Genomic DNA, 19527 nt, shown 5'->3' on the forward strand with positions numbered 1-19527 from the left:
TCAGACGGCCAGGGCTGGTGATCACCTCATGACCCTGCACGCCCACCTCGTCGTCGAGCGGCCCGGTTTTCGCCTCGACATCGATCTCGACGTGCCCTCCGGGGAGGTCCTCGCCCTGCTCGGTCCCAACGGCGCGGGCAAGAGCACGGCCCTGCGCGCCCTGGCGGGGCTGACCGGCCTCTCCGGCGGCCGTTTCACCCTGGACGGCGACCCGCTGCACACCCTGGCCGCCGAGCGCCGCCCGATCGGCATGGTCTTCCAGGACTACCTGCTCTTCCCCCACCTGTCCGCCCTCGACAACGTCGCCTTCGGCCCCCGGTGCCACGGCGTCTCCAAACGCGAGGCACGCCGTACGGCCGCCTCCTGGCTGGAACGCGTCGGCCTGGCCGCATACGCCGCGGCGAAACCCCGGCAGCTCTCAGGCGGGCAGGCCCAGCGCGTCGCCCTGGCCCGCGCCCTCGCCGTACGGCCCCGCCTGCTGCTCCTCGACGAGCCGCTGGCCGCGCTCGACGCCCACACCCGCCTGGACATCCGCTCCCGGCTGCGCCGTCACCTCGACGAGTTCGACGGCGCGACCGTGCTGGTCACCCACGACCCGCTCGACGCGATGGTCCTCGCCGACCGGCTGGTCGTCATCGAGAACGGCGCGATCGTCCAGCACGGCACCCCCGCCGAGGTCGCCCGCCGTCCGCGCACCGACTACGTGGCCCGCCTGGTCGGTCTCAACCTCTACCGCGGTACGGCGTCCGGCCACCAGGTCAAGGTCGAGGGGATCCTCTTCACCGTCGCCGAACAGCTCGACGGGCCGGCCTTCGTCGCGTTCTCCCCCCAGGCGGTCGCCCTCTACCGCACCCGCCCGAACGGCACTCCGCGCAACCTCTGGCAGGCCGGCATCGAGGGCGTCGAACGGCACGGCGACAACGTACGAATCCACCTCCAGGGCCCGATCACCGCTTCGGCCGACGTCACCACCGCCGCCGTCGCCGAACTCGACCTCACCCCGGGCCGGCAGGTCTGGGCTTCCGTCAAGGCCACGGAGACCCACGCCTACCCGGCGTGACCCACCTGTCCTGCTCGTCGTGGCGCCCGGCGGCCTCCCGGCGGACCCGGTCATGGGTGTCCTGGCCTCGGCGAACGGCCTCCCGGCGGGGAGGGGATCCGGTTCGGGGGACGCTCGATCACCCTCGATCAGGACACCGGTATGGTTCCCGCATGCAGCGTATGACCGGTATGTTAATTGGTGCGGTTTTTGGAATGGTTTTCGTCCTCGTCAATGCGCACGAGCCCCTCAATCCGCTGATCGGGATCTGCCTGCGCGTGGCCGCCGTGCTCGGCCTCGTCAGCGTGATCGTCATGTGGGTCGTCACCGTCGGGCGGGCGCGGACCGCCGGCGGACAGGCGGACGGTATCCCGGGACCGGCCGGGAACATGTTCAGCCGGGGCTATCTGGTGGTCGTCGCCGCTGAGGCCATCCTGCTCTTCGGCGGGATCGCGCTGCTCAACGCCTGGGGGCAGCCCCCGCAGATGAACGTCGCCTGGGTGGCGGTCGTCGTCGGCGTCCACTTCATCGCCCTCGCCCCGATCTGGAAGCACTACGGCATCATGATGCCCGGCGTGATCCTCACCGTGTTCGGCCTCGCCGGGTTCATCATGGCGGCGACGTCCGCCATCACGTGGGTGCCCTTCGTCAGCGGCGTGCTGTCCGGAGTGACCCTGCTGGCGGGGTCCATCTATTTCGCCAGGCGCGGCATGGCCTGACCGCCCGTCGAGGGTCGGCGGGCTGAGCGGGAGACCGGGATCGCGCTCGCCGACCGGCAGCACCGGCCAGGAATGCGCAGATTTCGTGTCGAATGCCTGGCGGCCTCGGTCGCCAGGCACTGTTCACCCGTTTCCGGGCGCTCCCCGAAGAAGATCGTGCACCGCTCGCGTCGGTGACGCCAGCCCGCCGTACGACCGCTCGCGTCGGTGACGTCAGCCGTACGGACGCCCTTGACTCCCCTTCGGACACCTTTCCCTGTTGCCTGCCGCGCGGCAGTTGGATACTGTGACTATCCAATTGTAGATAGTCGAACTATCCATGGAGCGTCATGTTCACCGTCGTCATCGTCCTCGCGGTCGCCCTGCTGGGCTTCCGCCTGCTGGGCTCGCTCGGGGTCAGCCGGTTCGCCACCTGGTACGGCAGCGCGGCCCACGCGCTGGCGGTCATGCTCGTCATGACCGCCAGCGCCCACTTCGTCCCCGAGGGCGTCACGGTCATGCCCAACCACGCCGACATGGTGGGCATGGTGCCGCCCTTCGTGCCGTTCCCGGGGGCCATGGTTCACGCGACCGGCGTGCTGGAACTGCTCGGCGCCGCCGGGCTCGTGCTGCCCTCGACTCGCCGTGCGGCCGGGATCTGCCTGGCCGTGCTCTTCGTGCTGCTGCTCCCCGCCAACGTCTACGCCGCCGTCGCCGCGCCGTTCAACGCCGACGTGTCCTCGCCACTGTGGCTGCGGATCCCCGAGCAGGCGCTGTACATCGCCGTCGCCCTCTGGGTGGCCAGAACGGCCGGCCCCACCGTGGCCCCGCTGCGATTCGCACCGGTGGGACGTCGTCACTCATGATCGGCCGTTCCGGTTCAGGGCGCGTCCCCGCCCGGTTCCGCCGCCAGGCGTCCGGCCAGCCGTTCATAACGCTGCCGGGCGGCCTGGGCGGTGCCGAGCCCGAGGCCGAAGGCGATCTCCTGCCAGGTGAGGCCACGGCCGCGGGCCATGAGGAGGAGCCCGGACTCCAGCTCGTCCATCTCCGCCCGTGCCAGCGGAAGGAGGGTCAAGGCGGCGGTGATGTCGGCGTTGTCCACCTTCGCCTCGGCCTCCTCGTACCGCGCGGTGCCGCCCGCGAGCAACGTCACGAGCCTGATGGCCTCGTGCGGGCCGAGAACGTCAGGATGGACCTGCCGGGAACGTTGCGCCTCGGTGGCCGCATGCCGTTCGGCGATGCGCTGGAGCGACGCGTACACGCGGTGCGCTCGCACCTGCCCCGGATCGGGAGGAGTGAAGGGATCGGAAGACATGCGGGCAGCCTGATGCCTCAATCAATCATTGTCAACAGTCCGATGCAAACAGACTGTTCAAAGCAAGTAGGAGCCGGCAGCCGCTGCGGACGTACGACAACCTTCATCAGATCGCGATCGATGAAAATTATTTGTACGCCCGTGCTAAGGTCTGCGTATTTTTATGACTTAATGTCCTGAGGAGTCCACATGTCCCGTGGTGCGTTCTCCGCGATCGGCGTCGCCGTGACGCTGTCCATCGCGCTCACCGGTTGCTCGTCCTCCTCCGGCCCCGCGGCTCCCGCCGCCACGACGGGAGCGGCCGGCGGCACCCTCGTCGTCGGCGTCACCAGCGACCCGGACACGCTCTTCCCCTGGAAGGCCACGCAGTTCCAGGCGGTCAACGTGTTGCAGAACATCTACGGCACGCTCACGGAGTTCGACAAGGACCTCAACGTGGTGCCGGGCCTGGCCGAATCATGGAAAACCGCGAAGGACGGCGACTCCCTCACCCTCACGCTCCGTCAGGGGGTGACCTTCGGCGACGGCAGCGCCTTCGACTCCAAGGACGTCAAGCACTCGCTCGACGCGATCATGGACGAGGACACGGCGGCCGTGGCGGCGGCCTCACTGTCCTCGGTCGAGTCGGTGGAGGCGCCCGACCCGCACACCGTGGTGCTGAAACTGAGCGGGCCCGATGCCGCGCTGCCCGCCAACCTCGCCACGGTCAACATGGCGATGCTCTCCTCTGACGACACCGAGGAGAAGCTCAACACGGCCCCCAACGGGACCGGGCCGTTCACCCTGCGAAAGCGCGTCGCGAGCCAGTCGATCACGCTGGGCAGGAACGCGAAGTACTGGGGCAGCGAGAAACCCAAGCTCGACGGCGTCGAGTTCCGGGTGATCCCCGACGAGTCGGCCATCGTCTCCGCGATGCAGTCGGGCAACGTCCAGCTCGCGGTCTTCAACGACCCCCTCGTCGCGCAGACCGCGCAGGGCGGCTCGATCACCGTCGCCAAGACCCCGCAGCTCAGCTACCACGCCCTCCAGCTCAACACGCGCCGCGGCGACCTGGACGACCTCAACGTACGGCTGGCGATCCAGTGCGCCGTCGACCGCAAACAGGTGCTCGACACCGCCGCGCTCAGCGAGGGCGAGGTGACGGGACCGATCACCGCACCCGCGTTCAAGTCGAACCCCCAGCAGCGCCCCTGCCCCGCACGCGACCTGACCAAGGCGGCCGACTACCTCCAGAAGGCGGGCAAGCCGAACGGCGTGGCCATCAAGACGATCGTCTCCCAGGGCGAGTACGCGACCTCCGTCAACGAGGCCCAGAACCTCAAGGCGCAGCTCGCCGAAGCCAAGATCGACCTGCAGCTCGAAGTGCTGGAGTCGGGCGCGTTCGTCGACCGGTGGGTCGCGGGCGACTTCGACGCGGCGGTGGCGCTGAACGGCGGGCGACCCGACCCCGACGGCATGTACGGCCGCTACTTCACCAGCGATGGCAACCTGAACAAGGTCGCCGGCTACAGCTCCCCCGAGCTGGACAAGCTCTTCGCCGAGGGCAAGGCGACGACCGACCAGGCCGCCCGAAAGGCGATCTACGACAAGGTCTCCGCGGAGCTGGAGAACAACGCGGCCTGGATCTGGTTGTTCACCAGCTACACCTACACGGGCACCGCGGCGCAGGTGACGGGCTTCGTCCCGATGGTCAGCGGCTCGCTGCAGTATCTGCGCACGACGACGCTCGGCTAGTCGTGTTCCGTGTCCTGGCGCGCAACCGCGCGATCCGGCGTGTGGCCGGCATGATCGGCACCCTGTTCGGGGTGGCCGTGTTCGTCTTCGTCATGCTCCGGGCGATTCCGGGTGATCAGATCACGGCGGGGCTGGGCACCGAGGCCGCGGCGCTCACCCCGGCGCAGCTGGCGGCGCTGGAGCGCTACTACGGCCTCGACCAGTCGCTGTTCACCCAGTTCTTCTCCTGGCTCGGCAACCTGTTCACCGGGAACCTCGGCTTCTCGGCGCGGTCGCAGCAGAGCGTGCTGGACATGACTCTCCAGTCGCTGCCCGTCACGTTCGAGCTGGCGGTGCTCTCGATCGTGCTGGCCCTGCTGCTCGGGGTGCCGCTCGGCATGCTCGCCGCGTCGAGGACCAACTCGCCCAGGGACGCCGTCGGCCAGCTGGTGAGCCTCGGCGGGCTGTCGATCCCGGCCTTCCTGCTGGCGACGACGCTGCTCTCGGTGTTCGCGGCCTCGTTCGGCTTCAATCCCAACGGGCAGGGGTTCGCGAGCCTGCTGGAGGATCCGCTGCTCAACCTGCAGCAGATGTTCCTGCCCGCGCTCGTGCTGGGCTTCGGCATCGCGGCCCCGATCCTGCGCACCACCCGGACCGCGGTGCTCGACGTGCGCTCGGGCGACTTCGTCAGGACCGCCCGCGCCAAGGGCGTGCCACCGGGCCGCCTGCAGGTCAGGCACGTGCTGCGGAACGCGCTCGTACCGATCCTGACGATGACCGGCCTGCAGTTCGGCTACCTGCTCGGCGGTGCCGTGGTGGTCGAGCAGATCTTCTCCGTGCCCGGTGTCGGCAGGCAGGTGCTGCTCGGCATCCAGCAGAAGGAATACGCGGTCGTCCAGAGCACGGTACTGGTCATCGCGCTGTCGTTCGTGCTCGTCAACCTGCTGACCGACCTGCTCTACCGGGTCGTCGACCCGAGGGTGCGATCCTGATGACCGCCCTGCGAAAGAGCCCGAGCGGGCTCACCGGCATCGTCATCCTGGCGCTGCTCGCCGTCGTCGCGCTGCTGTCGTTCGCCGGGCTGCTGCCGTACGACCCGATCGCGCAGGACCCGCCGTCCCGTTTCCTGCCTCCGTCGGGCGAGCACCTGCTCGGCACGGACCAGTTCGGCAGGGACGTCTTCTCCAGGATGGCTGCGGGGGTGGGCAACTCGGCGCTCATCGCGGTCGTCGCCGTCGCCTTCGCCACGCTGGTGGGAACCCTCGGCGGGCTGGTGTCCGGCTTCTACCGCGGCTTCGCCGACAGCGTCGTCGGCGGGGTGACGAACGTGCTCTTCGCCTTTCCCCCGCTGTTGCTCGCGCTCTCGCTCGCCTCGGTGTTCGACCGCGACTGGTTCACGATCGCCGTCGCGATCGCGATCGTCTACGTGCCCATCCACATCCGGGTCACCCGGGGCCCGGTGCTCTCGCTCAGGGAGATCGAGTACGTGAAGGCGGCCATCGCCACCGGCCAGAGCCGATGGATGATCATGCTGCGGCACGTGCTGCCGAACATCACCTCGATCATCGTCATCCAGGTGGCGCTGTCCCTGTCGTGGGCGGTGCTCACCGAGGCGTCGCTGAGCTTCCTCGGCCTGGGCACGCCGCCGCCCGCGCCCTCGCTCGGGTCGATGATCTTCGAGGCGCGCAGCCTGGTCGTCATCGCGCCGTGGACGCTGATCGCACCCGGTGCGGTCGTCGTCCTGCTGGTCGTCGGCCTGAACCTGCTCGGCGACGGCCTCCGTGACACCCTCGACCCGCGCAACCGGGGCCGGCGGTGAACGCGCCGCCGGGCATCGCCAGAGCCGTCCGCACCCCGTGGTTCGACCTGACCGAGTGCACCGGCCACCGCACCGTACGCTGGGTGGACGGCGAGCGCGTCGGCGAGGCTCCGATGACGATCGACACGCACCACGACCTCGCCTCGATCACGAAGATCCTCGCCACCACGACGGCACTCATCCGCCTCGTCTCCGGCGGCCTCGTCGACCTGGACGCGCCGGTGCGCCGGTACCTGCCGGACTGCCACGACGGCTGCACCGTACGCGACCTGCTGCTGCACCGGGCCGGGCTGTGGGAGTGGTACCCGCTCTACATCCAGCGGGAGATGCCACCGCCGCGCTACCGCCCCGGCCAGGCACGGCACTACTCCGATCTGGGGTTCGTCCTGCTCGGGCGGGTCGTCGCGGCCGTCACGGGGCTCCCCCTCGACCGGGCGGTGTCCGAGCTGGTGACCGAGCCGCTCGGACTCTCGTCGACCCGGTACGCGCGCCCGGCGGGACCGCTGGTGTCCATGAGCGCCCGCGACGACCGGGTCGAGATGGGCATGCTCGACTCGAAGCAGCCCTACCCCGTTCCGTACGGCAGCGCCGACTTCGACGGCTGGCGTCGCCGGCCCGTGATCGGCGAGGTCTCCGACGGCAACGCCCATCACGCCTTCGGCGGCGTCTCCGGGCACGCCGGGCTCTTCTCCACGCTTCCCGACCTGCTGCGTTACTGTGCCGCGCTGTCCCGCTACCGCGAGCACGACGGGCTGTGGCGGCCCGAGGTGGCGGAGGAGTTCTTCGCACCGGGTCCCGACGCCCAGCAGGCACTCGGTTTCCGCAGGTACGACCTCCGGATCCGGGACGAGACCGTCACCGTGCTCGGTCACCCCGGCTATGTGGGCTGCGCCGTCGGCTTCGTGCCCGGCCGCGACATCTCCCTCGTCGTGGCCAGCAACCGGCTGCTGGTCGACGGGACGCCCGTGCCCACGGACACCCTCTGGCACGACCTGCTGACGGCCACCACGCGACGATCGAGGACAGCATGACGAGCCGAAGCCCGATTCTGGCCATCCGGGACCTGTCGGTCGCCTTCCGCACCGGCAAGCAGGATGTCACCGTCGTGCGGAACGTCTCGATCGACGTCATGCCCGGCCAGACCGTCGCGGTCGTCGGCGAGTCGGGTTCGGGCAAGTCGACCACCGCCGCCGCGATCAACCGCCTGCTGCCGGACGGCGGGCGCGTCACCGGCGGCCAGGTCCTCTTCGAGGGACGCGACCTGGCCGGGGTGAGCGAACGGGAGATGACCGCGATCCGCGGGCCGGGGATCGCGCTGGTCCCCCAGGACCCGATGTCCAACCTCAACCCGCTCATGCGCATCGGAGACCAGGTCGGCGAAGCTCTGGAGGTGCACGGCGTCGCCTCGGGCAGGGCGGCCCGCGAGCGGGTGACCGAACTGCTCGACATGGTCGGCATCCCCGACCCGGCGCGGCGGATCAACCAGTATCCGCACGAGTTCTCCGGCGGCATGCGCCAGCGCGTGCTCATCGCGATGGGCCTCGCCTGCCGGCCGAAGCTGCTCATCGCCGACGAACCGACCTCGGCGCTCGACGTGACCGTCCAGCGGCGCATCCTCGACCGGCTCGCGGAACTCACCGCCGACATGGGCACCGCCGTCTTCCTCATCACGCACGACCTCGCCCTGGCCGCCGAGCGCGCCGACGTCGTGGCCGTGATGTACCAGGGCGAGATCGTCGAGACAGGCCCGGCCGCCGAACTCCTGACCGCCCCCGCCCACGACTACACCCGCCGCCTGCTGCGCGCCGTACCCAGCCTGTCGTCAGCACGGCTGACCGACCCACCCCAGGCCACCGACCCATCGGTACGGCAGGCCGACCCACCGCGGGACGCCGGGCCATCGCAGGACGCCAGCCCGCCGCCGGTACTTCGGGCAGAGCCGACGCGCGACACCGAGCCGACGCGGGAGACGCGGGACGCCGAGCCGACGCGGCAGACGCGGGACGCCGGGCAGACGCCACCGGCCGGGGCGGCGCGGGAGGCCGATGACCTCGTCGTGATCGAGGACCTGCGGAAGGTCTTCCCGATCCGGGGCAGCACGGCGGAGGTCACCGCGGTCGACGCGGTCAGCTTCGGCATTCCGCGCGGCCGTACGGTGTCCATCGTGGGCGAGTCGGGGTCGGGCAAGTCGACGACCGCGAACCTGCTGCTCGGCCTCGACGACGTCACCTCGGGACGAATCCGCTTCGACGGCGCCGACGTGACCTCGCTGGGCCGGCGCGAGCTGTTCGCGTTCCGCCGGCGGGTGCAGCCGGTCTTCCAGAACCCGTACGCCTCGCTCGACCCCCGCTACACCGTCGCGAAGTCGATCGCCGAACCGCTGCGGGTGCACCGCGTCGGCACGGCGGCGACCCGCAGGAAGGCGGTGGCCGAACTGCTCGACCAGGTGTCGCTGCCCGCGTCGACGGCCGAACGGCTGCCGCACGAGCTGTCCGGCGGCCAGCGGCAGCGGGTCGCCATCGCGAGGGCGCTGGCGCTCTCCCCCGAGCTGGTCGTGCTCGACGAGGCCGTCTCGGCGCTCGACGTGCTCGTCCAGGCGCAGATCCTCGAACTGCTCGCCGCGCTTCAACGCGAACTCGGGCTCAGCTACCTGTTCATCAGCCACGACCTGGCGGTGGTCCGCATGATCTCGCACTCCGTGCACGTGATGCGGCACGGCCGGATCGTGGAGAGCGGTACGGCGAGCGAGATCTTCGACCGCCCCTCGCACGACTACACCCGCGAACTGCTGGCCGCGATCCCGGGAACCGCACAGCGGGCCTGAGCCTCCGGGACACAAGTCGACCAGCATCTCGATGAACACGCCGGGGATGGCGTGGGCGGCGTCGGTGCTGTAGATGTCGTGGGAGGTCATCAGCGAGCGGAACACCCTGTCACCGCCGAGGAACTTGTCGAGGTTCGCCCAGGCCAACACGCCGTCCTCACGTGCCGGTCTCCTGACATACCGGGCAACGCTTTCCTCGCCCCTTGCAAGGGGATGCGGTCTCATGGAGACCACGACCGCGCTCTCTCACCGTCAGGAGCCCTCTTGTCCATCACCCCGCCCCGGGTCCTGGTCTTCACCCGTACCACCGCCTACCGGCACGACTCGATCCCCGACGGCGTGGCGGCGCTCACCCGTCTGGGAGCCGAGCACGGCTTCACCGTCGAGGCCGGCGAGACCACCCTGGATCCGGACGGCTGCGCGGCCGTCGTGTTCCTGTCCACCAGCGGCGACATCCTGACCCCCGAAAGCCGGGACACCCTGCGGGCGTACGTCGCGGCGGGCGGCGGCTTCGTCGGCATCCACAGCGCCGCCTGCACCGAGTACGGCTGGCCCGCCTACGGCGACCTGCTGGGCGCCAGGTTCGCCGGGCATCCCGAGCTCCAGCCGGGGCTGATCACCGTCGAGGACCACGACCATCCGGCCACCGCGCACCTCGGCGCCACCTGGCGGCTCACCGACGAGTGGTACGACTTCCGCGCCAACCCGCGCGGCTCGGTCCGCGTGCTCGCCTCGGCGGACGAGTCCTCCTACGATGGCGGCTCGATGGGCGGCGATCACCCACTGGTCTGGTGCCGGGAGTACGGCGAGGGCCGCTCGTTCTACACCGCCCTCGGCCACACCGCCGAGATCTACCGCGACCCCGACTTCTGCCGGCACCTGCTGGGCGGGATCGCCTACGCGGCCCGCCTCCCCGGCTGAGCGGTGGCGCGCGAGCCGGGCGCGCTCGTCACGCGCCCAGGCCGCGCAGCAGCAGGGCGAGCCCGCCGGAGAACTCCTGGTCCGCGCCGACGTCACGCGCGTGGCGGGCCGTCTCGGCCAGGTAGGGGAACTCGGCCGCCGGCAGTTCGGAGATGGCGACCGTGCCCTCGCCCGACAACGGCCCGAGGTGTTCGAGCTGGCTCGCCCCGATGACGTAGCCGAGCAGGCCGCGCAACGCGATCACACGCCGCTCGCCCTCGACGCCCGCTTCGGTGAGTACCGCGAGCACCGTCTCCGACCAGCGCAGCACGCTGACGGATCGGTACCGGTGGGTGAGCGTCAGCGGGATCACCGACGGGTGGGCGGCGATGGTGTCGCGCAGCCGCCGGGCCATGACCTCGATCCGCGCCTGCCACGACCCGTCCGGAGGCGGCTCGGTGTCGACGGCGCCGAGCACGAGTTCGACGACGAGCCGTTCGAGTTCCTCACGGTCGTCCACGTACCGGTAGAGCGCCATCGTGCTCGTGCCGAGCTGCTGGGCCACCGCGCGCATCGACAGCCCGGTGAGCCCATCGCGATCGATCACCGCGAGGGCGGCGGTGGCGAGCCGGGTGCTGGTGAGCGAACGTGGGCGTGGCATGACGGTTGACAGCGTACGACATACGCGTACGATGCGTAGGCGTATGCCGTACACCAAAATAAGGATCGCCGATGCGCGTCATCACCGGGCCGGGCTCCATCGTCTCCGCCCGTTCTCTCACCCCCGTGTCCGGCTCGCCGGTCGCCATCCCCGACCCTGACCGGCTCGTCCACCTGCAGTTCCGGCGCTTCGCCGGTTGCCCGGTCTGCAATCTGCACCTCCAGTCGATCGTGCGCCGGCACACGGAGATCGAGGCCGCCGGCATCCGCGAGGTCGCGGTCTTCCACTCGCCCGCCGAGGAACTGCTCGAACACACGCCGGATCTCCCGTTCGCCGTCGTCGCCGATCCCGCCAAGCTCCTGTACGCCGAGTTCGGCGTCGAGTCGAGCCCTCGTTCCCTGCTCGACCCGCGCGTCTGGGGGGCGATCCTGCGCAGTTCCTGGGAGGTCGTCCGGGGGCGGGGACGCGCGCCCGGGTCCAAGCCGAACGGCGGCCGGCTCGGCCTGCCCGCCGACTTCCTGATCGCGAGCGACGGCCGCGTCGTCGCGAGCAAGTACGGCGAGCACGCCTACGACCAGTGGCCGGTCGACGAACTGCTCGACCTGGCCGCTCGCGCGTCGCGGCCCGACCAGCGGCCCCGCTGACCATGGAACCGCGACCCCACCGGGCACCGGGCACCGGGCACCGGGCACCGGGCACCGGGCACCGGGCACCGGGCACCGGGCACCGGGCACCGGGCACCGGGCACCGGGCACCGGGCACCGGGCACCGGGCACCGGGCACCGGGCACCGGGGGGATGATGCCGCGTACCGGCCGGTGTGGCTAGAGCACCTGCGCTATCTGGGTCGCCGTGCGCAGGACCATCGGGGCGATGCGGGTCGCGTCCCGTTCGCCGATGGTCACCACTCCCACGCTGGCCTCGGCCGGGCGGCCGGACACGGTGATCGGCGCGGCGACGCCCCATGCTCCGGTCTGGAGTTCGCCGGCGGTGACCGAGTAGCCGGCGGCGCGGGCCTCGCCGATGGCGGGGCGTTCCCCGGGCCAGTACGGGCGGCCGGCCAGGATGGCGATGCCGGAGGCGCCGCGGTTCGCCGGGTGCCGGGTGCCGGGCCGGTAGGTGACGTGAAACCGCGACACGCGCGGCTCGGCCACGGTGAGCACGACGGCCTGGTCCTCGTCGGTGTCGAGCACCGTGATGAACGCGGTGGCGTTGCAGGAGTCGGCCAGTATCTGGAGCGCGGAGGCGGCCGCGTCGCGGAGGCGGTGCCGTACGGCGGCGTTGAGCTCGACCAGGCCGAGGCCGAGGGCGAAGCGGCTGCCGATGCGGGCCACCAGCCGATGGTTGCCGAGCGCGACCAGATGCCGGGAGACCGCGTTGCGATGAATACCGGCGGCCTGGGCGAGTTCGGTGATCGTCAGTCCGTCCGGATGGTCGCGGAGGATCTCCAGGAGCCGCAGGCCGGTGTCGATGGTCTTCGAACCCGCCGCATGGGACGGCGCCCCTGACGGCTCGGCGCCGATGCCCGCCGAGACGCCGCTTCCGGCGAGCCCGCCGTTGGAGGTGGCCGCGCCGCCCGAAGTGACCGGGCCGCCCGGAGCGGCCGCGCCGCCCGAAACCACAGCACCACCCGAAGTGACCGCGCCGCCCGAAGCGGCCGCGCCGCCCGAAACCACAGCACCACCCGAAGTGACCGGGCCGTCCGGAGCGACAGCGCCGTCCGGGGTGGTCGTGCCGTTGGGGGAGGGTGTGCGGTGCCGGCCGGTGCTCATGCGACGCCTGCCCGGGCGACAGGGGTGTAGCGCACGGGCAGGTGCTTGATGCCGGCGATGAAGTTCGACACCAGCCGGTCCGGTGGTCCGGCGAGTTCGATGTCCGGCAGCCGCCACAGCAGCTCCCGGTAGAACTCGCGAAGTTGCAGGCGGGCGAAACGGGCCCCGAGGCACACGTGGGGGCCGTCGCCGAAGGAGACGTGGTCGTTGGGCCGCCGGGTGATGTCGAACCGCATCGGGTCGGGGAACCGGCGCTCGTCGAAGTTGGCGGCGCCGTGGAAGACGACGACCTTGTCCCCCGCCGAGATGGGCCGCCCGGCGAGGACGGTGTCGCGTACGGCGGTGCGCCGGAAGCTGAGGACCGGCGGCGCCCAGCGCAGCATCTCCTCGATCGCCGAGTCGAGCAGTCCGGGCTCCGCGAGCAGGCGACGGTGCTCCCCGGGGTGGCCGAGCAGCGCGACCAACCCGCCGGGCAGCGCCGAGCGTACGGTGTCGTTGCCCGCGATGACCAGCAGGAAGAAGAACATCGACAGCTCTGGGTCGGTGAGACGCCGGCCGTCCAGCTCGGCAGTGGCGAGCGCGGTCATGATGTCGTCCGCGGGGCGCCGCCGCTTGTAGGCGGCGAGCGCGTGGGCGTACTCGAACATGTCGATGAGCATGGCCGGGGAGCGCGGGTTGACCCGTTCCCCGTCGGGGCCGAGGACGACGGTCGAGTGATCGGGGTCCTGGTAGCCGACGACCCGGTTCGTCCATTCCAGGATCTGGCCGCGGTCGGCGCTGGGGACGCCGATGAGGTCCGCGAGGTTCTGGATCGGGTAGTCGTCGGTCACGTCCACCGGAAGGTCGCATTCGCCCCGTTCGGCGATCTCGTCGACGAGCAGCCGGGCCCGTGCCGCGACGCCGCTCGTGAAGCGCTCGACGCGCTTGGCGGTGAACACGCCGGAGACGATCCTCCGCAGCCGGCCGTGGTCCGGCGGATCGAGGTTGAGCATCATCCGCCGGATGAACGACAGGTCGCCGGGGGCCGGGTCGCGAATCTGGGTGGCGCCGATCCAGGAGCTGTACTCGGGCGCCGTGCGCAGCACCCGTACGACGTCCTCGTGGCGGGTCACCGCCCAGAATCCGGGCCCGGCCGACCAGCCGTCTAGCGCGTGCTCCTCCTGCCAGTGCACGGGGTCCTCGTCACGCAGCCGGCCGTACATCTCGTGTGGGATGCCGCGGGTGTAGACACGCGGGTCGAACACATTGGGCGTCGTGTTCACGTCGATCATGGGCGCCCTTTCGCGCAGACCGTCAAGCGGCCAGGAACCGTTCAATGGCGGAGACGAGGGCCAGCGGCGTCTCCTCCGTCGCGTAGTGGCCGGCGTCGGACAACGTCAGCAGTTCGGCGTTCGGGTACCACTCCAGCCAGGTGCCGCGCATGACGTCCGCGGAGAGGGCGGGGTCGTGCGCGCCGACGACGAGGAGCGCGGGCGTGGCGTTGCCGATGACCTCCGTGTGGAAGTCGGTGTGAGCCCAGGCGTCCAGGTAGGCACGGAAGGCGGCCACCGTGGAGTTGCGCAGCGAGTTGCGGACCATCTCGTCGAGCCACGTGCCGGGAAGCCGGTTGCCCGTGGTGAGGTCGATGATCGCCCGGCGGTTGGCGGGCTCCTCCGCGGAGCCGGCGAACAGCGCCCAGCTCTGGTCGTCGAACGGGACGCCGGAGGCGGGCACCGCGGAGATGCCGATGAGCTTGCGCACCCGGCCGGGGGCGTCCAGCATCACCCGCTGCATCGCCGTACCCCCCATGGAGTGGCCGATCAGGGAGAAGGTCTCCCAGCCCAGCTTGTCGGCGAGCGCGATCACGTCGGCGGATATCTCGGCGAGGGTGTGCTCACCGGTGAGGTCGAGGGCCTCGCCGTAGCCCCGGTAGTCGGGAAAGGCGTAGGTGAAGGCGTCGCCGTCCAGGTAGGGCCGGATCCGGGCGAAGGAGCTCCGGTCGCCGAACCAGCCGTGCAGGACGATTACGCGGTGCGGCCCGGAACCGTGAACGTCGTGGGGAAGGACGACGGAGGACATGGGAGATTCTCCTTCGTGTTCGTGGCGGGGGATGTGGAGCCGGCTGACCTTGCGAACAACGCCTCGCCGTCGCCCAGGCACGCCAGGCTGAACCAGACGTACTTGCCGTCGGCGTGCGGGACCGCGCCCCAGTTGTCGGCCTGCGCGTCCACCAGGAACAGCCCACGACCGCTTTCCGAGAAGAAGTCGGGGGTCCGCGGCCTGGGCAGGGTCGGATCGGGGTCGCAGACCGCCAGCCAGACGACGGCGGACCCCGCCCGCACGTTGATCCTGATGCCGGAGCCGCCGTGCTCGGCGGGGGCCGCGTGCTGGACGGCGTTCGTGACCAGTTCGCTGGTCAGTTCCGCGATCGTCGCCTCGTTGTCGGCGGAGAGGCGCAGCTCCCAGGAGGCGAGCAGGGCCGACACCCAGCGCCGGGCGATGGACGACGCGGTCGGGGACTGCGGCAGGTCGCACCAGCGGGAGAGTTGCCGGTCCGTGAGGTGGCTGACGGCATTCATGGCGCACTCACCCGTATCAGCGATAAATGGCGTGCCCGGTCGTCACCGTGGCGCTTCGTGGTGAACCGCTGCCCACCCGGTTGGCGCGTCCCCGGGATCGCGCCGCCGTGCCTATGGCGTGGAGGACCGGCCTCGGTTCTCAGGCGGTGAATCGCGAGCACGGCGTGGACTTCTCCCCGGATGCCCAAATAATGGGCGTGGTGGTCAAAAGGTGGGCGTGCAGTGAAAGAAAGCATCGGCCGGAACAAGGCTGTTGTCAACGCGAATGACAGAACATGTGGATTAATAGCGTTGACCGCGACATGTCACCGCGAACCGGGCCCAATGGCCTGACACCACCCGTCGGCCGGCCGCCACGCCGATCACCGGCGCGGCCCACCGCATGGTGCCCGGTGTGCTGCGGCGGGCTACCACCGTCCGTGGCCGCGGCGCATGCAGGCCGCTGTGGCGGGACTCGACCTGGCCCGCATGTGAGACCCGACCCCTTGCGGAGGCTGCGGACCAGACCCCGCCCGCCCCAGCCACCCACCATCGGCCGGGCCGCCCCCATGGGCCGCCGGAATTTACGCCCCCGATTTCAGGCGTTCCAGCATCCTGACTGTTTTTCACACTATTCAGTTCCCCGATTACACCAGCGCGCCGGCCCGCTTGTTTCGCCGCGATCCGGAGCGAATTCGATGGATGCCTTATTCGCCTCCGTAGCCGCCATTCCAATCGGAGATCGCGTACGACTTTCCGTTCTCTGAGGCGATCGATCCGGGGGCACGCCCCGGACACGATCGTGACGAGCGCGGAATACGGTCGCCGGCCGACGCCGTCCACGCGCGTCCGCGAGCTGGGACGGCGCAGCCGAAGCTCCCACGACGCCGGGCCGGTCGGATCGGGCGGACTCCTGGTGCCACCTGCCGACCCGGCCCGCCGTTCGGGATTCATGCCGATACCACAGAATCGCTTGAAGTCTCCGCGAAATTCTGCTGAGCAGCAGCCCTGCTCTTTCGCCCGTCAATCCGCCCGGCCGTCAGAGAAATCCCCTGCCAATGGCGCGAATATATGATCATCAGCCAGCTGATCGTCTACGGCCCCGCTTGCCGCGAGCCCGCGGAGATCTACTGATCGCGACGGCCGATTGATCTTTCCGGTGCCCGGAGGGCTCGCCGCTTGGATGCCGCGGCGTCCCTCCGCCGGCGCCTGCGTTCGCCGCGCGCCGTCCCGATTCGACGGGCCTTCGCGTTTCCAGGAGGGGGCGCATGGTCTGATGAGTCACATCTCGTCACCGCCCCCTCACGCCGAGCCGTACCCCCTCGCTCAGTGCGACTCGCGGGACACCTTGTGGCCGCTCGAGCCGACCAGGAAGTCGAGATCGGCCCCGGTGTTGGCCTGCTGGACCGAGTCGACGTAGAGCTTCTCCCAGCCGCGTGCCGGTGACACGAACCCGGCCACGGTGGCCGCCGAGGGGGTGCGTGCGGCGAGTTCCTCCGGCGGGATCTCGATGTCGAGCCGGCGGGCCGCGACGTCGAGCACGATCATGTCGCCGGTCTCGACGACGCCGAGCGGGCCGCCCGCCGCGGCTTCGGGCGCGACGTGCAGCACGACGGTGCCGTACGCGGTGCCGCTCATCCGGCCGTCGCAGATTCTGACCATGTCGCGTACGCCCTGGGCCAGCAGCTTCTGCGGCAGCGGCAGGTTCGACACCTCGGGCATGCCCGGGTAGCCGCGCGGCCCGCAGCCGCGCAGGATCAGCACGGTGTCGGCGTCGACGTCGAGGTCCGGGTCGTCGAGACGGGCGTGCATGTCCTCGACCGTGTCGAAGACCAGTGCGCGGCCCCGGTGCCGGAGCAGGTGCGGCGAGGCGGCGGCAGGCTTGATGACCGCGCCGTCCGGAGCGAGGTTGCCGTAGAGCACGGCGATGCCCGCGTCCTGCCGTACCGGGTGGTCACGCACCCGGATGACCTCCTGGTCCCAGATCCGCGCCTCGTCGAGATAGCTCACCAGCGGACGGCCGGTGACGGTGAGCGCCTCGGGGTCGAGCAGGTCCCGAACCTCCCGCAGTACGGCGAGCAGGCCACCGGCACGGTGGAAGTCGTCCATCAGGAACCGGCCGGCGGGCTGCAGGTCCACCAGCAGCGGCACGCCGGAACCGGTCCGGTCGAAGTCGTCCTGGACGAGGTCGACGCCGAGCCGCCCGGCGATCGCGAGGAGGTGCACCACCGCGTTCGTCGACCCGCCGATCGCGGCCAGCGCGACGATCGCGTTGAGGAAGGAGGCGCGGGTGAGGACGGTGCTCGGCCGCCGTTCCCGCTCCACCATCTCGACGGCGAGCCGTCCCGTCCCGTGCGCCGCCTCGAGCAGCCTGCTGTCCGGGGCGGGGGTGCCGGCGACGCCCGGCATCGTCATGCCGAGCACCTCGGCGACGAGCCCCATCGTCGAGGCGGTGCCCATCGTGTTGCAGTGCCCGCGGCTACGGATCATCGAGGACTCGGACCGCAGGAACTCCGCCTCGGACAGCCGGCCGCCGCGGACCTCCTCGCTGAGCTTCCACACGTCGGTGCCACAGCCCAGCGGGGCGCCGCGGAACGTGCCGGTCAGCATGGGTCCGCCGGGCATCACCACGGCGGGCAGGTCCACCGACGCCGCCGCCATCAGGAGCGACGGAATCGTCTTGTCACAGCCGCCGAGGAGCACGACCCCGTCGATGGGATTGGCGCGGAGCAGTTCCTCCGTCGCCATCGCGGCCATGTTGCGCCACAACATCGCGGTGGGCCGCACCAGCGTCTCGCCCAGCGACACCACGGGCAGGTTGAGCGGGATGCCGCCCGCCTCGTACACGCCCTGCTGGACGCTGCGGGCGACCTCGTCCAGGTGGGAGTTGCACGGTGTCAGATCCGACGCGGTGTTCGCGATCGCGATGTGCGGCCGGCCGTCGAACGCGTGGGCGGGCAGGCCCCGGCGCATCCAGGCCCGGTGAATGTAGGCGTTGCGGTCGGTTCCGGCGTACCACTGCGAGCTTCGCGACTCCATCAGTCAACTTTCCATAGGTTCGTGCTCGTGAGCTGTCTCAGGTCGGTGGGGCGCGTCCGCGAGGGGGACGGTGTGGGTCGGCAGGCGCGTCGTGCTGCCTCTGACGACGAGGGTGGTGGCGAGTTCTATCCGCGTGCCGCCCGAGCCACCGGGATGGGTCACTTCCTCGGAGATCAACCGGACGGCTTCGCTGGCCATGTCATCGAGCGGCTGGCGCACCGTGGTGAGGGGCGGCGACATCATCTCGCACATCAGGGAGTCGTCGAATCCGACGACCGACAGTCCTTCCGGGATGCGGATGCCGCGCTCCGCCGCCGCCTGGTAGACGCCCGCGGCCTGCAGGTCGGATCCGGCGAAGATCGCGGTAGGCCGATCGGGGCGATCGAGCAGCTCGGCGCCGTGGGTCTTCCCGCCGGTGACGACGAAGTCGCCGAACCGCGTCAGGCTGGCGTCGGGGTCGACGTTGAAGGTCCGGTGCGCGGCGAGGTAGCCCTCGTGGCGGTCCAGGCTGCACTGCGTGTCGAGCGGCCCGCCGATGAAGCCGATCCGCACATGCCCCAGCTCCAGGAGGTGGGTCGTCGCCATGACGCCTCCCGACCAGTTCGTCGCGCCGACGGTGGAGATGCGCGGGTCACGCTGGCCGACCGGGTCCAAGAGCACCAGCGGGACGTGCAGGAGCTCGCCGATCGCCGCGATCTCGTCCTGGTTGGCTCGGGAGAGCACCAGGACGATGCCGTCCGTGTTCCGTTTCCGCACCATTCCGATCCAGCGGCGTAGGTCGAAGTCCGGCCCCGCGGACGAGGTCACGACGAGCGAGAACCCCCGGCGCACCGCGGCCTGCTCCGCCCCTTTGATGAGGACCTGCGCCCACGGGGACCCGATCCCGTCTATGAGCAGGTCGATGAGGCCGACGCGCGGCGCGGTCGGCGAGCGGAGAGCTTCGTAACCGGAGGCTCGAACCGCTTCCAGGACCTTGCTCCGGGTCGTGGGCGAGACGTGCTTCTTACCACTCAGCACCTTCGAAACCGTCGGCACCGACACTCCGGCGGCCGACGCGACGTCGGCGAGCGTAGCTCGGGTCACAGGACCTCCTGTTGCTGGGGCGTCGCCGACAAGCGGACGACGCCGACGCGTCGCAACTTTCCGAAACATCAAAGAGCAAGATCTACGGACGAACATGAAGAACAGGGAGATGGGCCGCTATTTAGGGA

Annotated in this window: 18 protein-coding genes; 10 read left to right on the forward strand and 8 right to left on the reverse strand. The window is 70.5% G+C overall.

Features of this window, described 5'->3' with window-relative positions:
* Positions 1-28 precede the first annotated feature (28 nt).
* The 3 genes from MBA17_RS06020 to MBA17_RS06030 all read left to right on the forward strand — a co-directional run bounded on the left by MBA17_RS06020 (position 29) and on the right by MBA17_RS06030 (position 2603).
* Positions 29-1060, forward strand: a complete 1032-nt coding sequence (locus MBA17_RS06020; protein ID WP_238495270.1) for an ABC transporter ATP-binding protein — start codon at positions 29-31, stop codon at positions 1058-1060.
* A gap of 194 nt (positions 1061-1254) precedes the next feature.
* Positions 1255-1758 carry a hypothetical protein gene (locus MBA17_RS06025; protein WP_238495271.1) on the forward strand — a complete coding sequence of 168 codons (504 nt, stop codon included), beginning with the start codon at positions 1255-1257 and terminating at the stop codon, positions 1756-1758.
* Between the two features lie 329 nt (positions 1759-2087).
* The gene (locus tag MBA17_RS06030; protein WP_238495272.1) at positions 2088-2603 is read left to right on the forward strand and encodes a DoxX family protein; all 516 of its coding nucleotides are present in this window, start codon (positions 2088-2090) and stop codon (positions 2601-2603) included.
* Between the two features lie 14 nt (positions 2604-2617).
* Here the strand turns inward: MBA17_RS06030 and MBA17_RS06035 are convergent, their stop codons facing one another.
* Positions 2618-3052: a DNA-binding protein gene (locus MBA17_RS06035; RefSeq protein WP_238495273.1), complete on the reverse strand. Its 435-nt coding sequence runs from the start codon at positions 3050-3052 to the stop codon at positions 2618-2620.
* Between the two features lie 189 nt (positions 3053-3241).
* On the opposite strand from MBA17_RS06035, the gene MBA17_RS06040 reads away from it, so the two are divergent.
* The 6 genes from MBA17_RS06040 to MBA17_RS06065 all read left to right on the forward strand — a co-directional run bounded on the left by MBA17_RS06040 (position 3242) and on the right by MBA17_RS06065 (position 10329).
* The gene (locus MBA17_RS06040) at positions 3242-4786 is read left to right on the forward strand and encodes an ABC transporter substrate-binding protein (RefSeq protein WP_238495274.1); all 1545 of its coding nucleotides are present in this window, start codon (positions 3242-3244) and stop codon (positions 4784-4786) included.
* A gap of 2 nt (positions 4787-4788) precedes the next feature.
* The gene (locus MBA17_RS06045; RefSeq protein WP_238495275.1) at positions 4789-5757 is read left to right on the forward strand and encodes an ABC transporter permease; all 969 of its coding nucleotides are present in this window, start codon (positions 4789-4791) and stop codon (positions 5755-5757) included.
* A complete protein-coding gene (locus MBA17_RS06050) occupies positions 5757-6584 on the forward strand; it encodes an ABC transporter permease (RefSeq protein ID WP_238495276.1) in 828 nt (275 codons plus the stop codon). Before MBA17_RS06045 ends, MBA17_RS06050 begins: the two co-directional genes overlap by 1 nt.
* Positions 6581-7615, forward strand: coding sequence for a serine hydrolase domain-containing protein (locus MBA17_RS06055; RefSeq protein ID WP_238495277.1), 1035 nt, complete (start codon positions 6581-6583; stop codon positions 7613-7615). Before MBA17_RS06050 ends, MBA17_RS06055 begins: the two co-directional genes overlap by 4 nt.
* On the forward strand, positions 7612-9408 hold the full coding sequence (locus MBA17_RS06060) for an ABC transporter ATP-binding protein (protein WP_238495278.1): 1797 nt from the start codon (positions 7612-7614) through the stop codon (positions 9406-9408). Before MBA17_RS06055 ends, MBA17_RS06060 begins: the two co-directional genes overlap by 4 nt.
* A 264-nt stretch (positions 9409-9672) precedes the next feature.
* The gene (locus MBA17_RS06065; RefSeq protein ID WP_238495279.1) at positions 9673-10329 is read left to right on the forward strand and encodes a ThuA domain-containing protein; all 657 of its coding nucleotides are present in this window, start codon (positions 9673-9675) and stop codon (positions 10327-10329) included.
* A 28-nt stretch (positions 10330-10357) separates the two neighbouring features.
* Here the strand turns inward: MBA17_RS06065 and MBA17_RS06070 are convergent, their stop codons facing one another.
* Entirely contained in the window at positions 10358-10969 is a 612-nt protein-coding gene (locus tag MBA17_RS06070; RefSeq protein ID WP_238495280.1) for a TetR/AcrR family transcriptional regulator, read from the reverse strand.
* Between the two features lie 71 nt (positions 10970-11040).
* Between MBA17_RS06070 and MBA17_RS06075 the strand changes: the two genes are divergently transcribed.
* A complete protein-coding gene (locus MBA17_RS06075; RefSeq protein WP_238495281.1) occupies positions 11041-11613 on the forward strand; it encodes a peroxiredoxin-like family protein in 573 nt (190 codons plus the stop codon).
* A gap of 179 nt (positions 11614-11792) precedes the next feature.
* On the opposite strand, the gene MBA17_RS06080 is transcribed toward MBA17_RS06075, so the two are convergent.
* The 6 genes from MBA17_RS06080 to MBA17_RS06105 form a co-directional block, all read right to left on the reverse strand.
* Complete coding sequence (locus MBA17_RS06080; RefSeq protein ID WP_238495282.1) at positions 11793-12740, reverse strand: IclR family transcriptional regulator; 948 nt, start codon at positions 12738-12740, stop codon at positions 11793-11795.
* Positions 12737-14011 (reverse strand): cytochrome P450, encoded by a 1275-nt coding sequence (locus MBA17_RS06085; RefSeq protein WP_238495283.1) that lies wholly within the window; start codon positions 14009-14011, stop codon positions 12737-12739. The genes MBA17_RS06080 and MBA17_RS06085 overlap by 4 nt, the downstream gene beginning before the upstream one ends.
* Before the next feature lie 22 nt (positions 14012-14033).
* Positions 14034-14798, reverse strand: coding sequence for an alpha/beta fold hydrolase (locus MBA17_RS06090; protein ID WP_238495284.1), 765 nt, complete (start codon positions 14796-14798; stop codon positions 14034-14036).
* Positions 14744-15298 carry an ATP-binding protein gene (locus tag MBA17_RS06095; protein ID WP_238495285.1) on the reverse strand — a complete coding sequence of 185 codons (555 nt, stop codon included), beginning with the start codon at positions 15296-15298 and terminating at the stop codon, positions 14744-14746. The genes MBA17_RS06090 and MBA17_RS06095 overlap by 55 nt, the downstream gene beginning before the upstream one ends.
* Before the next feature lie 1305 nt (positions 15299-16603).
* A complete protein-coding gene (locus tag MBA17_RS06100) occupies positions 16604-18316 on the reverse strand; it encodes a dihydroxy-acid dehydratase (RefSeq protein ID WP_238495286.1) in 1713 nt (570 codons plus the stop codon).
* 3 nt (positions 18317-18319) lie between these two features.
* A complete protein-coding gene (locus MBA17_RS06105; RefSeq protein WP_238495287.1) occupies positions 18320-19399 on the reverse strand; it encodes a LacI family DNA-binding transcriptional regulator in 1080 nt (359 codons plus the stop codon).
* Positions 19400-19527 lie beyond the last annotated feature (128 nt).

This window comes from Dolomitihabitans soli (genome assembly GCF_022213955.1).
GTDB lineage: Bacteria > Actinomycetota > Actinomycetes > Streptosporangiales > Streptosporangiaceae > Streptosporangium_A > Streptosporangium_A soli.

Coding starts and splice junctions, on each gene's coding strand:
- MBA17_RS06020 (WP_238495270.1), top strand. CDS start 29: ATGACCCTGCACGCCCACCTCGTCGTCGAGCGGCCCGGTTTTCGCCTC.
- MBA17_RS06025 (WP_238495271.1), top strand. CDS start 1,255: ATGGTTTTCGTCCTCGTCAATGCGCACGAGCCCCTCAATCCGCTGATC.
- MBA17_RS06030 (WP_238495272.1), top strand. CDS start 2,088: ATGTTCACCGTCGTCATCGTCCTCGCGGTCGCCCTGCTGGGCTTCCGC.
- MBA17_RS06035 (WP_238495273.1), bottom strand. CDS start 3,052: ATGTCTTCCGATCCCTTCACTCCTCCCGATCCGGGGCAGGTGCGAGCG.
- MBA17_RS06040 (WP_238495274.1), top strand. CDS start 3,242: ATGTCCCGTGGTGCGTTCTCCGCGATCGGCGTCGCCGTGACGCTGTCC.
- MBA17_RS06050 (WP_238495276.1), top strand. CDS start 5,757: ATGACCGCCCTGCGAAAGAGCCCGAGCGGGCTCACCGGCATCGTCATC.
- MBA17_RS06060 (WP_238495278.1), top strand. CDS start 7,612: ATGACGAGCCGAAGCCCGATTCTGGCCATCCGGGACCTGTCGGTCGCC.
- MBA17_RS06070 (WP_238495280.1), bottom strand. CDS start 10,969: ATGCCACGCCCACGTTCGCTCACCAGCACCCGGCTCGCCACCGCCGCC.
- MBA17_RS06075 (WP_238495281.1), top strand. CDS start 11,041: ATGCGCGTCATCACCGGGCCGGGCTCCATCGTCTCCGCCCGTTCTCTC.
- MBA17_RS06080 (WP_238495282.1), bottom strand. CDS start 12,740: ATGAGCACCGGCCGGCACCGCACACCCTCCCCCAACGGCACGACCACC.
- MBA17_RS06085 (WP_238495283.1), bottom strand. CDS start 14,011: ATGATCGACGTGAACACGACGCCCAATGTGTTCGACCCGCGTGTCTAC.
- MBA17_RS06090 (WP_238495284.1), bottom strand. CDS start 14,798: ATGTCCTCCGTCGTCCTTCCCCACGACGTTCACGGTTCCGGGCCGCAC.
- MBA17_RS06095 (WP_238495285.1), bottom strand. CDS start 15,298: ATGAATGCCGTCAGCCACCTCACGGACCGGCAACTCTCCCGCTGGTGC.
- MBA17_RS06100 (WP_238495286.1), bottom strand. CDS start 18,316: ATGGAGTCGCGAAGCTCGCAGTGGTACGCCGGAACCGACCGCAACGCC.